13 protein-coding genes are annotated in these 12965 nt (G+C 47.0%); 5 read left to right on the top strand and 8 right to left on the bottom strand.

Annotated features, from left to right (window positions below):
- Window positions 1-32: 32 nt before the first annotated feature.
- From ATG98_RS21430 to ATG98_RS04760, 5 genes are all read right to left on the bottom strand, one after another.
- Window positions 33-728, bottom strand: coding sequence for a hypothetical protein (locus ATG98_RS21430; RefSeq protein WP_143751433.1), 696 nt, complete (start codon window positions 726-728; stop codon window positions 33-35).
- Window positions 729-1024: 296 nt separating this feature from the next.
- Entirely contained in the window at window positions 1025-1912 is an 888-nt protein-coding gene (locus ATG98_RS04745; RefSeq protein WP_098422247.1) for a hydrolase or metal-binding protein, read from the bottom strand.
- A gap of 61 nt (window positions 1913-1973) precedes the next feature.
- Window positions 1974-2975, bottom strand: a complete 1002-nt coding sequence (locus ATG98_RS04750; protein ID WP_098422248.1) for a YqaJ viral recombinase family protein — start codon at window positions 2973-2975, stop codon at window positions 1974-1976.
- Between the two features lie 85 nt (window positions 2976-3060).
- On the bottom strand, window positions 3061-4023 hold the full coding sequence (locus ATG98_RS04755; protein WP_098422249.1) for a DUF932 domain-containing protein: 963 nt from the start codon (window positions 4021-4023) through the stop codon (window positions 3061-3063).
- Between the two features lie 29 nt (window positions 4024-4052).
- Window positions 4053-4403 carry a hypothetical protein gene (locus ATG98_RS04760; RefSeq protein WP_098422250.1) on the bottom strand — a complete coding sequence of 117 codons (351 nt, stop codon included), beginning with the start codon at window positions 4401-4403 and terminating at the stop codon, window positions 4053-4055.
- A 327-nt stretch (window positions 4404-4730) separates the two neighbouring features.
- Between ATG98_RS04760 and ATG98_RS04765 the strand changes: the two genes are divergently transcribed.
- The 3 genes from ATG98_RS04765 to ATG98_RS04775 are packed head-to-tail and all read left to right on the top strand — an operon-like array spanning window position 4731 to window position 7645.
- A complete protein-coding gene (locus tag ATG98_RS04765; protein WP_098422251.1) occupies window positions 4731-5744 on the top strand; it encodes an SMEK domain-containing protein in 1014 nt (337 codons plus the stop codon).
- Window positions 5719-5952 (top strand): ABC-three component system middle component 6, encoded by a 234-nt coding sequence (locus ATG98_RS04770; protein ID WP_098422252.1) that lies wholly within the window; start codon window positions 5719-5721, stop codon window positions 5950-5952. The genes ATG98_RS04765 and ATG98_RS04770 overlap by 26 nt, the downstream gene beginning before the upstream one ends.
- A complete protein-coding gene (locus tag ATG98_RS04775; RefSeq protein ID WP_143751435.1) occupies window positions 5924-7645 on the top strand; it encodes a DUF2326 domain-containing protein in 1722 nt (573 codons plus the stop codon). Before ATG98_RS04770 ends, ATG98_RS04775 begins: the two co-directional genes overlap by 29 nt.
- A gap of 308 nt (window positions 7646-7953) precedes the next feature.
- Here ATG98_RS04775 and ATG98_RS04780 read toward each other — a convergent pair whose 3' ends face one another.
- Window positions 7954-9180: a tyrosine-type recombinase/integrase gene (locus ATG98_RS04780; RefSeq protein ID WP_098422254.1), complete on the bottom strand. Its 1227-nt coding sequence runs from the start codon at window positions 9178-9180 to the stop codon at window positions 7954-7956.
- 290 nt (window positions 9181-9470) lie between these two features.
- Window positions 9471-10337 (bottom strand): YicC/YloC family endoribonuclease, encoded by an 867-nt coding sequence (locus tag ATG98_RS04785; RefSeq protein ID WP_098419702.1) that lies wholly within the window; start codon window positions 10335-10337, stop codon window positions 9471-9473.
- A 232-nt stretch (window positions 10338-10569) separates the two neighbouring features.
- Between ATG98_RS04785 and rph the strand changes: the two genes are divergently transcribed.
- Window positions 10570-11286, top strand: coding sequence for a ribonuclease PH (gene rph, locus ATG98_RS04790; protein ID WP_098419703.1), 717 nt, complete (start codon window positions 10570-10572; stop codon window positions 11284-11286).
- Window positions 11287-11428: 142 nt separating this feature from the next.
- Here the strand turns inward: rph and ATG98_RS04795 are convergent, their stop codons facing one another.
- A complete protein-coding gene (locus tag ATG98_RS04795) occupies window positions 11429-12235 on the bottom strand; it encodes an exodeoxyribonuclease III (protein WP_098419704.1) in 807 nt (268 codons plus the stop codon).
- A 91-nt stretch (window positions 12236-12326) separates the two neighbouring features.
- Between ATG98_RS04795 and pyrE the strand changes: the two genes are divergently transcribed.
- Window positions 12327-12965, top strand: a complete 639-nt coding sequence (pyrE, locus tag ATG98_RS04800) for an orotate phosphoribosyltransferase (protein WP_098422255.1) — start codon at window positions 12327-12329, stop codon at window positions 12963-12965.

Raw genomic sequence — 12965 nt, forward strand, 5'->3', positions numbered from 1 at the left:
TTATTGTCACCCTCATTATAGCTATAGATAGTTTATTTTATTACCCTTGCTCTATTTCTTTTATTTTTACTCATAGATTGGTTGCTTCTTGTCAATTTTTTAATATTTTTACGTTGCATTTTTCTTAGCTTATTCTCTCTTGGAAGAGCTGTAACTACATCAGAAATAAATGTGTATCCTCGGACATCTATTAATTCTAAATTTGCTGTTACGATAGATAACAAAAAATTAAAATCATGTAGCTTTTTCATGTGAGCAATACAGCCTGCGTTTATAGTCTTTGATTGCTCATTTTTTCCAACATAAAATGAAAACTCCTCATCATTAAAACTCCCAATTAAACGAAAAACCCCTCTGTCAAAATCAGTAACAGCATCAATCATAAACGGTTGCCAATTTTCTATTTGCCAGTCAAATTTTATTGCATCCGGATTTTGGGTAATGAGCTTTAGAGGAAAATGACTATTATCTGTGCACGGATGTCTTGGCCAAGGAGGCCCTAAGATATCGAAAAAAACCCGACCACCACTCGGGGCCTGATAAAAGAAAACAACCTCACCGCAAACGGAGCAGCGAGCATTTGGATTAACAAAACTTTTATGTTTTCCAGCTATTATAGGTATGTCAGGAAATAAATATGGTGGATATGGCGAGCTACTTTTACCTGAATGTCCTGTTCCACCCCAACCACAAGTACAGTTGAATGGATGATTCTTTGCGTTACACATATAAACTCTCCAAAATCTTAACAATCACTATATTTATTTCCGCGATATTGCACAAAACCTCGCTCTCAATAACGCCCCGTTTCTGCCACGTCACACGGGGCTAAGTCTTTTATTTAACAATAGCTTAGCCGAATTATTCTAGCAGCACCATGTAACCACCTGAACTCCTTATTGGCCCGCCTGCGCCGAAGAATTGTGATCCCTACCCGATTTACTCCCAAAACGGCGTTTCCCAACCAAAAAATAGGCATACACAGGCCGAGGCGAGCGGCCCCTTTAGGACCACTCGCTAACATCTAACCAGGCGCCGGCCGAGCGGCGTTTAAATCCTTCCTCAGTTTTGAAACGACAGACGAAGTGCCCAGCGAACTCTCATCTGCAGTAGCCGGATAAAACTCCTCAATTACCTGAGTTATTTCGTCTTCATCATATTCAAACAGCCCATTACCAAACCCCTTCGCAGCCGCTGCATCTAGGGCAGCTTGGTCGACGCCCTCCTCCTTCATCTGTCTGGCTTTTTCTCTGGCCTGGGAAACCGCTTCCTGCAATAGCATCCCTTCTTTGATCACCAAATCCACGTAGTAGATTGGCGTGCGGCGGCTTTGCGTCGTGCTTTTTCCTCGTAGTTTTAATTCCAACGGCATATACACCAGCAGGCCACCGGAGACGGCCTGGTAGTAACTGAGCCTGGCTGCCAGTGTCCGTATGCTGTTGTAACCCGTAGTGCGGAAGATGAACGTGCCCACGTCATCATCATCGCCAACCTTCACATTCAGACGGCCATAGGGCTTGCATAACCCGCCTTTGCCAAACTCGCACAAGGTTGGTGAGGGGCATGGCAAAGACTGTACTCCTGACTGTGTGAGGCGCCTACATGTGTCGCCGTTGCCTGCACACATTGGCCGTCCGTTTTTACGGTCGAACATCGTGTATTCAGCCCGCAGATTTAGATCCGCTTCGTTGAACAACATGCGCACTGGAATGGTTCGCAGCTTGCCGTTAGGCGCGTCCTTTCGTAGCTCTTCATCGAGTGGATGTAAGAGCCAGCCGTCCTTTTCCTGGACTTGGGATGTAATGGTGAATTGATTGTCTTTTTGCGGTAGCCGAATGCCGTTCTTCTCTATTACCCGGCCAATGCTGATGCGCCCCAACACCGGGGGCGTGATGGCTAAACCTTTAATCATGGTAACTCTCCTGAAAAAAGGGCCACGAGGCACTTGTCATACCCGCGTAGCCAAGGGGTGTTTATGCTTGAATGAGAAATCGCCGGCTTCCCGACTTAGTGATTGGGTATTGATCCAGAAGCCCTGGCTGATCCTGAAGCAGCTTCTTGGCATTCAGCCCAATGGAATCCTTGCTTCGTTTCCAGCTGACGCTCCCGCTTGGGAAGGTCGCCTTTGAGGCTTCACCCATTTGGCTTTGGATGCGCTGCTTCAAATGCGACTCGGTGGATTTCAGGGTTTCCATTTCAGATCGGATCGCCAGAAGCTCGTCAAACGCCTGGGACAGCTCCTTGCTCTGGCTGAAGTCCAAGGTTTCACCTTTATCCACTGGGTACAGATGGCGCAGCGCACGATCCGCTGAATCGGTACCATCGGCTGGGGGTGGTGTATCCTTTTCAACGAAATCCCAAAACTGGCGCTCCAGCACAATCAGTGCGTCGATGAGCTCTTCATTCCGCTCAATTCGATAGATTTTTAGCTCTTGCCCACACAGCAGCACGCAGACATCGGCCGCCTGCTTACCCGTCACAGCCAACTGGTGCTGTACCTGACACTGGATGTAGTCCGGCACACCCTCTTTCCAAAGACGTGAACCAAACTCCCCGGCGGTTTTGCATTCCAGGATCTGCACTTCGTCATCGGCTGCTACGGAGTAATCAAGGTTCGCCAGCATCCAGTGCTTATCGGGATCGGAATGCTGCAGTACCGCATTCACCCGGCGCACTTTGCGACCTGTCTGCTGGCTGTATTGCTCAGCCACGATGGGCTCCAGAACATGGCCCCAGTAGACCGGAGAGCTCGGGTCGTCGGAATCCGGCCTTGGTAAGCTCGCATCCCGCCCGGTTTTGACCATCCACAGCTCAAGCTGGGATTGATAAGGGTTCATGCCAATGGCTGCGGAAGCATCGCTACTGCCTATGCCCTGCTTGCGCACCTTCAGCCACTCATCTCGACTGAGATCCTTTGTAGAGACCAGCCTCAAAGCTGGTCGCTGCTTCTGAATTACTTTTTCACTCATGCCCATGATGTTTCCTCCAGACATAAAAAAGCCCCGCAAGAGCAATAAGCTCAAGCGGGGCTTTATGACGTTTTGGTGTTAGTGAGGGGTGTTAAACCACGAGAGACATGGCCTGTTCTAGTGCACGATTCTTGACGGCAGCGCCGGTTCCGAACCAGGCAGAATCCAGCCGGTGGTCAATGGTTTTAGCCCGACGCTGGTGATCGATGAATTCGGTGACGGCATTCAGCAGGCCATAGGCTGTGCCTTCTGAGGATGCCAAGTTGGCACCCATGCCCTCGCCTTCATACAGGCCCAGTGCTTTAGCCATGGAGCGTTCGTTGGTTTTGCCAACGCCAGCGCCAGAGTCATCGGTGAACACCTTGAGAAAGTAATTTCTGGCCTCGGTGGCTTTCACCTTCCGATCGCTCAGGGTTTTCAGGCGGTACATGAAATCGTCCCAGGCGGAAACGGATATCCCCAACTGTTTCTTCACCAGGTTCGCATCGAATGCAGTGTTGTGCTTCACCTTGACTGCAGTAGCGGTGGCATCCTTAAGCGCCACAGCAAGGGTGTTGTTACACACCACACGGATACTGGTGAATTGAGCTGTTGTGGCCATGGTGCCGTCACAAGCCGTCGCCAGAAGCACATAGGCATTGGTTTGGTCGTTGCCCTTCAGCACGCCGGATTGACCGGTACGGGCCAAAGCCCACATTTTACGGCCACCTTTCAAAACACCGGCAGTTTCCAGCTCAAAACCGGATACTTCGGTCAAATCCCGATAGAACTCCAGGATCTCTTCTGGCTGCACAACCTTGAATCGATTGCCAACCACAGACAGTGGCGCCCTGGTATCCGAGCGGTACAACACCTTACTGTCCGGATACGCCAGGATCTCTCCGAGGTGACCGGAGGCGTTGGTAACAAACCGCACGGGGCTTTCTTCAATCTGCCAATTCAGACCGGCCTGCTTCGCCCAAACTTCCAGGGGTTGATTCGAAGTGAGTTGATTCCCCAGGCCATGCCAAGGGGTTTGGCCAACGTAGGCCATTTGCTCGATGAGATGAGCCATAGTTGTTCTCCTTAGAAAATGCGGGGGAATTAGCGGATGTCGTTCTTAGAGCCGGAGTCCGCAGTGAAAGAATAGCCACACTCAAGACAGCGGTGATTATCGAGGACACAGTCATCCAGGACGTCACCGAAAACGACTCCAGCTGATGCGCCGCTGGCACCGCCTAAAAAAGCGCCAATGATAGCGCCGCCAATACCACCAATAGCCGCGCCTACAGGGCCAGCCCTGACGCCTATAGCCAGACCCGTTTGAGCTCCGGCAGTGACAGCGGTAAACCCGCTATAGGCGCCGATAGAAGCACCGACCACGCCAGCGGCTTTCTTTCCGTAGTTGTTTTTACCGATCCGAATCGACAGGCAATTGGGACATTGTTCAGACATTGGAATTACCTCTGTGAATTGGGAGGGAAGGCACTGTCAGTGCCTTGGTTCACAGGGGTGATATAGGTGTGAAATATTTTTGAAAATTTTAGAGTTTGCATGACAGGTTTGGATTTGATGAAGCGACCGGCTTTAGACGCATTGAGAGCCAAGAACAAAACAGACGGATGACTTCCTCGGCATAAAGTCGGCAGTGAACGCAGTCGTAGAAAGAACCCCAATGACGAGAGGATAATTTCGCCCAGTTTTTCTTCAAAAAAAACACTAATTGATTTATCTTAATAAAACCAGAAACCAGTATATATTCCATCAAAAGTGGTTACGTTAATGTTACAAAATCGAAAATTTGTATTTGACCAAATTAGCTATATTTTGGCTATTACAAGATTAGATATTGAGCAACATCAAGCCATTTCCGATTATTCTTTGAATGTACACTCTGAAAACTATTGGCGGGATATCTTCAATTTTATACACAATTCATGCTATGAAAATGCTAACTTTGAAACATCAAACACGCCATGCATTGACCTGATTGACAACAAAAAAAAGATACTAATACAAATAACAACTACAAAAACTAAGGAGAAAATAGATAACACACTCAAAGCTCTTCTGACTAATTCTTATAAAGATTATAAAATAAAAATTTATTACCTTTTGGATAAAGCTCATCCTAATGAAAAATCCCAACGTCAGGTTCTAGATCAATACGGAGTTACGCTTTCAGATATTTTGTTCGACTCACACGATATAATCTCAGACGTTAATAATCTGACTACGGCTAGAATGATCGAATTATATCAACAGCATTTTGAGCCAAATCAAGAAAAGTACACCGACATAAAGGTATTAGATCTAGCCATACACGACCTAGTAAAAAATCATACATCTATAAAACCAAACTTCAATACAAGCTATGGCTCAGTTGAAGTTAACAAGAAGATAATAATAAACAATCTTAATGAGCGATTGAGCTCAAAAATCAAAGATAATCTTGATTACGCGTGCTTAGTCGATGAAATCGCTGACGGACTAATTCTTCATGACCTTAGAGAGTTCATAATTGGAGACTTATATAAAAAAGTTCTTTTAAGAGCTCTAAGGTATAATATTGAACAATCAGATAAAAAAATATTAGCTATCGAAGACCTTAATTTTTTGGCGATGGAAAAAAGCTTGGACTTCAATGAAATAATATTAAGTTTATTTCACTCAATTGAAAGCAAATTATTAATAAAAGACTTTAATTCAACAAATGTAGGTTGGATATTAGTGTCTTACTTTTTCGAGTATTGCGATACAGGAGTAAAAAATGCTTTTCCCAACCAAAGCAATTAAACCTGCGGACTCTGTATTCTTTATCGCAGCATATCTAACTGAAGCCCTCTCACAGGGTCATGACAATTTCGACTCCGCATTTGACTACATACAAAATACGTATCCAAAAACTGTTACAATTGAATTAGTTATTTTATCTTTTGATTTTTTATTTATGCTGGACCGAATAGAGGTGAAAGGTGATTCTTTTAAAATTAAGCTCAACTAATCCTTTATTTAAGACTATTGTGTTCAATCCTGGACTAAATATAATTGCCGGACTTCAAATAAGTAGCTCAAACACGAAAGAAACGTACAATGGAGTGGGTAAAAGTTTTACTTTAATTTTGGTTCACTTATTACTCGGCGCAAAACTTGACACCAACAGCTCGAAAGGAAAAAAGATAAAGAATTTCTTGGCCGAATATGGTGAATTCAGGCTTGATTTCAAACATAACGGCATTAGTCACTATGTAGAAAAAAAGTTTTCTGAAACCGCTTACCATCTTAATGGGAAGCAGCTAAGCCAACCTAAATTCCGCGAGAAACTTAATCATATTTTTTTGCCGCCTCATCTCAAAGGAAAAATCAACTTCAGGCAAGTTTTTAATATTTTTGCCCGGCGTCATGGTGGATCATTCTACGCAAGCCCTCTAACCCAACAGGGCCAAGACAGGCATGATTACTTTCAAAAATTTGCTAATTTACAACTACTAGGATTAGACACCGATTTAGTAGAGCGAAAGAAAAAAATAAAAGAAGATCTTTCCGATTTAAAAAATACGCAGACAATTTTAGAAAACCAAAAAGAGAAGTATGAATCAAAAAACATCAAAGATCTTGAAGAGCTTGTCAATAAGCTAACAGAGGATAGAAACAACTTTGTCATAGCTGAGAATTTTGATCAATTGAAGCGTCACGGTGACGAACTTACAAATGAAGCAAACAAGTTCAGAAACCAAATCTATAAATTAGACACCTCAATTACTAGAAAGTTACACAATCTTGAACTTTCAAAAAAAATAAATATAAACCCAAGAACAGTTCAAAGCCTGTACGAAGAGGCCAAATTTCATTTTAACGAAAAGCTATACAGAAACATAGAAGAAGTCACTAACTTCCATAACAACCTACTATCTAATCGAAGAGAAAGACTGGATCAAGAAATACAATCTGCGAGGAACTCAATAAAGACACAGGATAAATACTTAAAAGACGTAGAATCTAGAAGAGACCGCATTCTGAAAGACCTTGATTCTAGAGGTGCTTTAGAAGAGTATAATTCGATTAATGAAACGATCAATCGATTGTCCAAAGAGATCGTTGAGCTTCAGAAGTTTAGCTCTATGTTAAAAGAGCTCCGCGAAAGAGAAACTGAACTAGACTTAGAGAATGCAAAATTAAAATCGGATAGTCTTGAATATTTGGATCGTGAAGAGCAAAGATTAGAGAAAATTGAGAATCAATATCGTACACTGGTAAAAAAGTTTTATGATAATCACGGTGGAAAGCTAAAGATCAACCTAACTAAGGACGCCAAATATCTTTTTGATATCGATATTGATATTCCTCGCGATGGCTCTCAAGGTGTTAGCGAGGTGAAGATATTTTGTTACGACATTTTACTTTATGAATTAAATAAAGACTTACTTGGCTTTATAGCTCACGATGGTTACATATTTTCAGAAATGGACCCGAGGCAAAAGTCGATGATCTTTAAGGTAATATTAGAAAAAACAAAATCTGGCACTTTGCAGTATTTTGTAAATATCGGCCAGTCTTCTCTTGAGGAAGTTCTAGACAAAAATAATCAAATTAGCATTCTTACAGATGAGGAAAAACATTTGATGAATCGATCAATTATTTTGGAGTTATTTGACAAAAATCCAAAAAATTGGTTATTCGGAACTGAGTTTGGGTAGCTTTTACCTAACGATTCATGATGGCACTAAATGATAAAATTTGAATTTTTTATCATAGCTGACTTCTGATTTGTAAATAATTATTGAGACAAAATCAATCATTTGAATCCTTTGTTAAATAAATGTTTTGAGCACCGATAAACGCACTAACCACGCCAGCGACTTTCTTACTGCAATTTTTTTGCCATCTGGGATTGACACGCAATTAGGGTAATATTCAAACATTGGAATTAGCTCGATGAATGAAGCTAAATCCGGATGGTGCATACCTCCCGGATGACACAAACTCCAAGACCGATAAAGAATGGCTAACCAGAGGCGCCATTAATAGATGGTGCAACCAACTCTGCCACTTTAGCCAAGGCCTCTTTCCGCTCATCGAAGTAATCGTAACGGTCATATATCCCTTCGACTCCCTTCAGCTTGTGGTTCAGGCAACGCTCCGCGACGTGCCCTGGTACGCCTTCAGCAGCCAGCAAGCTACGACAGGTGCGTCGCAGGTCGTGTACGGTGAACTGGGCGACACCCCCCATCATGTTCTCTGGCTGTAGCTTCCTCCCCGGCTCCCTACCAAAAAGCTTGGCAATGGCGCGATTCAACGTGTCCTTGCCCATATGGGGCTGTTTACTACGGCGCCGATTAGGAAAAACATAGTCTGAGCCACAGGCATGGGTTTTGAGCTCACCCAGCCAACTAACGGTTTGAATGGGAAGGGGAATGACGATCTCAGCACCTGACTTACTACGCTCCCCAGATAGCTGCCACCGGTGATTCTCCAAGTCGAACTCTGACCACCGAGCTTCAGTAAGCTCTGTCTTTCGCACACCCAAAACGAGCAACATTGCGCAGGCAAGATAATTGTCTCGGACGAAGCTGTCCTTGTTTTCCCGGAAAACTTTGAAGATCTGCCGAATCTCATCAAGGCTTAGGGCTCTATCGCGGCTCTTCTCAATGCCCCCCGCGTCATTGACATTGAAAGCCGCTGCTGGATTATAGGTAAGCAACCCCAGCTTGATGGCGTGATTAAACAACTGTTTCAAATACATCAAGGTATCGTTTGCAGTCGCTGGACGACCACTATTAGCTACTTTCCTGACAATAGCGCGCACATCCATTGGGGTGACGCCATCCAAAGTGAACTGCCCAATGGGCGGTGCGATTTCTTTTGCGAAAATCCTTTTTGGAATGTGAGGGTGCTTGAGACGCTTTTCCAAGTCCTGGTACCAGTCATCAAAGAGGTCACTCACGGTCCTAATAGTCGCTTGCTCTTCGCGTTTGCGCTCTTCGATCGGGTCGACGCCGCTGCGAATGCCCTTCTGGGCCTCCACCGCCTGCTCACGGGCTTCAGCTAAAGAAAGCTGACTGGACTTACCGAGCGTCAGCTCACGTCGTTTAGCTGCGAGCGTGTACCGGAGCATCCAGTAAGGTACACCCTTCCTGGGTATCATCAAGTACAGGCCGCTCCCATCGCTATGGCGGCCCGGTGAACCCTCTTTAGTCAAAGCCTGAACTTTCTTGGCCGTAAAGCTTCCCATCACCCCGCCTCCCTACAAGCAACCAGAAATTTAAAATAACCTTCTGATTTAGCTACCAATAGATGGGAAGTGTTAGTAAACGAAACGAGCCAATTTCCGAGGGATCGATTTGATTGGGGAGTATTCATGAATAAATTGCACCTTTGATGGAGGGTAAGCCAAACTACCACCCATTATACTCCCCAACTCCCACTGGATTACACTAGATTTTCATAGACAACAATAGACAAACTCTAATTTTATCTATTTAAAAACAAATAATTATAGATTTTTATGGACTTCAATAGACATCACTCTATGTTCTGCACCTGCTCCCGCAACTGCTCAATCCACACTTTCAGGTCCACCGCGGCGCGGGTCAGGCCGGCGTCTATACTTTTGCTGCTCAAGGTATTGGCTTCGCGGTTCAGCTCTTGCATCAAAAAATCCAGGCGTCGGCCGACGGCGTCTTCACTGGCCAGGGTATCGCGTACTTCGGCCACGTGGGCATCCAGGCGGTCCAGCTCTTCGGCGACATCGCTTTTTTGCGCCAGCATCACCATTTCCTGAGCTATGCGTTCCGGGTCTAGCTCAATTTTGGCTTTTTCAAAGCGTTCGCGCAGCTGTTGCTCCTGAGCCTGAAGCAGCTGCGGCATGCGCTCACGCACGTCAGCCACTTGGGCGTGTATGGCGACCAGACGCTGTTCCAATATAGCCAGCAAGCGCTCGCCTTCGCGTGTTCTTGCCGCTATCAGTTCGTTTATGGTTTGCTCAAACAGGCTGGCCGCGGCGGCTTTGGCCTCGGTGTAATCCTGCTCGGGCGTTGCCATAACACCTGGCCAGCGCAATATATCCAGCGCACTGATGTGGGCAGGGTTGTCCAGAATCCGGCTAATGCGCTTGGCCGCGTCGTTCAACGCCTGGGTGAGCGGCTCATTGATGGCGAAGCTGTGTTGGGCCTGGTCGCTGGCGTGCAGGCGAAGGCTCACGTCTACTTTGCCGCGCTTCAGTTGTTTGCGCAGCTGTTCGCGAAAATCGTTTTCCAGCTCTCGCAGGCACTCCGGCAAACGAAATGACGGCTCCAGATAGCGATGGTTAACGGTGCGGATTTCGCAGGTCAGTGCACCCCAGGCTCCACGAGTTTCCTGGCGCGCAAAGGCAGTCATACTTCGAATCATGGTCACTCCGGCATAAGTTTATCAGCCTGTTCAGCCAAGCTTTTACAGAGTCTATCAGGCTAGAGCGCCGAGCGGCGAACCGCAGTAAGCGGATTCTGCGGCGGCACCACAGCGCTTGGGTCTGACGGGTCGGAAGCCGGCATGGCCGTGCTATACTGCGCGCCAATTCATTTGTACAAGCAGGCCTGCAGCCCAGGCACGCTGCTCATTTTAACCCATCAGGAATTTTTTTATGCGACCCAGTGGCAGAGCCCCCGAACAACCCAGAGACATCCGCATTACCCGCAACTACACCCGTCACGCCGAAGGCTCTGTGCTGATCGAGTTCGGCGACACCAAAGTAATTTGCACGGCATCGGTGGAAAACAAGGTGCCACCGTTTTTGCGCGGCGAAGGCCAGGGCTGGATTACCGCGGAATACGGCATGCTGCCCCGCTCAACCAACAGCCGTATGGGGCGCGAAGCAGCTCGCGGCAAACAAGGTGGCCGAACGGTTGAAATCCAGCGCCTGATTGGCCGTTCACTGCGCGCTGCGGTGGATCTGAAAGCACTGGGCGAGCATACCATCACCATCGATTGCGATGTTATTCAGGCTGACGGCGGCACCCGCACCGCGGCCATCACCGGTGGCTGCGTAGCGCTGGTAGACGCGCTGAATTACCTGGTAGCACAAAAGCGCCTGAAGAAATCGCCGCTGAAGCAGATGGTTGCCGCGGTATCCGTCGGCGTTTTCAAAGGCAAGCCGGTTGTGGATCTGGACTACCCGGAAGATTCGGTTGCGGAAACTGACATGAACGTGGTGATGACGGATAAAGGCGGCTTTATCGAAATTCAGGGCACGGCAGAAGGCGCGCCTTTCGTTCAGGAAGAACTGGACAGCATGCTGGTACTGGCAAAACAGGGTATTGAAAAATTATTTGCGCTGCAGAACGAAGCGCTTAACGGCTAACTCAAAACCGTGGGTGTCGAGGGCCATAGATTTGATCTAAATCGGGGACAGATTTTAAATCTGTCCCCTGCGACCCAAAGCGCAAACCGGGGACGGATTTTAAATCCGTCCCCTACCTCGCCCCCCTATGTTCAAGGTCAACCTAAAATCCAATCTCGATGTCGTAATCCATCACCACCGGCGCGTGGTCGGAAAACCGGGTGTCGTCATCAATCCAGCCATCTTGAATGGTCTTTCGAATACCCGGCGTAGCAATCTGATAATCTACCCGAATACCCGACTGCTTGCGCCAACCTGAAGCCCACTCCGGCCACCAGGTAAACTGATTGCTTTGTTTGTTAATATCACGGAACGCGTCAATGCTGCCCATTTCGTCGAACAGGCGGTCTAGCCACGCACGCTCGTGAGGCAAAAAGCCGGATACGTCCAATTTGTGATAGCGCGAACTGGCGTCGGTAACGTGATGAGCGCTTTGCAGGTTGGCACACACAATAAACTGCCGGCGTTTACGCAGGGTTTTTTGCATGTGTACGGCAAACGCGTCCATGAAATCGTCTTTATGGTCCAGAACGGTCAGGTCATCATCACCAATCGGGTCGTCTTCCAGGCCAAGCGCGCAGGGCGCCAGCACGCTGGCGACGGAGACTTTGTCGAAATCGGCCTGAATAAACCGGCCTTCGCGGTCAGCCTGCTCATTGGCAAAGCCATACATGATGGCTTTCGGGAAGTGGCGGGTATAAATTCCAACACCGCCATCTTCATTGTTTTCGCCGTCAATAAAATAGGCTTGGTAGCCTTCTGGCACCAGCTGGCGGTCTTCAACCTCGTAGGCGCGCATGCGGTGGTCCTGAACGCAGATAACGTCGGCGTCTTGCCCTGCTATCCAGTCAAAAAAACCTTTTTCAACAGCCTGTTCAAGACCGTTGACGCTGATTGATACTACCCGCATACGTATTCCCTGATTCGGTTTGTGTGTATGATACCGATTTTAAGCACTTTTTAACTACTTTTGAAAGACCAACAGCCCTAGAAGCCGCGCCATGCATGATTATCAAAAAAATTTTATCGAGTTCGCCATACAGCGAAATGTGCTGCGTTTTGGCAAATTTACACTCAAATCCGGTCGCATCAGCCCCTACTTTTTTAACGCGGGCCTGTTCAATACCGGTAATGATCTTCTACAGTTAAGCCAAGCCTACGCTGCAGCCATTGAACGCAGCGCTCTGAATTATGACATTATTTTCGGGCCCGCCTATAAGGGCATCCCGTTGGCTACCGTAACGGCTATGGCGTTAGCAGAAGCTGGTAACAATAAACCTTTTGCCTTTAACCGTAAGGAAAAGAAAGATCACGGTGAAGGCGGAAGCATTGTCGGTGCGCCCTTAAATGGTAGGGTGCTGATTATAGATGATGTCATTACCGCTGGCACCGCTATTCGCGAAGCAATTGAGATCATCCATCAAGCGGGGGCTGAACCCGCCGGTGTACTGATCGCTCTGAACCGCCAGGAAAAAGGCAAAGGCAAATTGTCTGCCATCCAGGAAGTAGAACAGCAGTTCGGTATACCCGTGGTCAGCATTATCGGGCTTGATCAGGTACTGGACTACGTCAGCAGCAACCCAGCTTTCGACCAACACGCTAATGCGGTGACCCGCTACCGGGAATCTTACGGAGTTTGA

It is taken from the genome of Marinobacter sp. LV10R520-4, assembly GCF_002563815.1.
Taxonomy (GTDB): domain Bacteria; phylum Pseudomonadota; class Gammaproteobacteria; order Pseudomonadales; family Oleiphilaceae; genus Marinobacter.

Excerpts from the sequence above, each read along its gene's own strand:
- ATG98_RS04780 (WP_098422254.1), bottom strand. The coding sequence starts at position 9,180 with ATGGGAAGCTTTACGGCCAAGAAAGTTCAGGCTTTGACTAAAGAGGGT.
- ATG98_RS04745 (WP_098422247.1), bottom strand. The coding sequence starts at position 1,912 with ATGATTAAAGGTTTAGCCATCACGCCCCCGGTGTTGGGGCGCATCAGC.
- ATG98_RS04765 (WP_098422251.1), top strand. The coding sequence starts at position 4,731 with ATGTTACAAAATCGAAAATTTGTATTTGACCAAATTAGCTATATTTTG.
- ATG98_RS21430 (WP_143751433.1), bottom strand. The coding sequence starts at position 728 with ATGTGTAACGCAAAGAATCATCCATTCAACTGTACTTGTGGTTGGGGT.
- pyrE (WP_098422255.1), top strand. The coding sequence starts at position 12,327 with ATGCATGATTATCAAAAAAATTTTATCGAGTTCGCCATACAGCGAAAT.
- ATG98_RS04760 (WP_098422250.1), bottom strand. The coding sequence starts at position 4,403 with ATGTCTGAACAATGTCCCAATTGCCTGTCGATTCGGATCGGTAAAAAC.
- ATG98_RS04795 (WP_098419704.1), bottom strand. The coding sequence starts at position 12,235 with ATGCGGGTAGTATCAATCAGCGTCAACGGTCTTGAACAGGCTGTTGAA.
- ATG98_RS04785 (WP_098419702.1), bottom strand. The coding sequence starts at position 10,337 with ATGATTCGAAGTATGACTGCCTTTGCGCGCCAGGAAACTCGTGGAGCC.
- rph (WP_098419703.1), top strand. The coding sequence starts at position 10,570 with ATGCGACCCAGTGGCAGAGCCCCCGAACAACCCAGAGACATCCGCATT.
- ATG98_RS04770 (WP_098422252.1), top strand. The coding sequence starts at position 5,719 with ATGCTTTTCCCAACCAAAGCAATTAAACCTGCGGACTCTGTATTCTTT.
- ATG98_RS04750 (WP_098422248.1), bottom strand. The coding sequence starts at position 2,975 with ATGGGCATGAGTGAAAAAGTAATTCAGAAGCAGCGACCAGCTTTGAGG.
- ATG98_RS04755 (WP_098422249.1), bottom strand. The coding sequence starts at position 4,023 with ATGGCTCATCTCATCGAGCAAATGGCCTACGTTGGCCAAACCCCTTGG.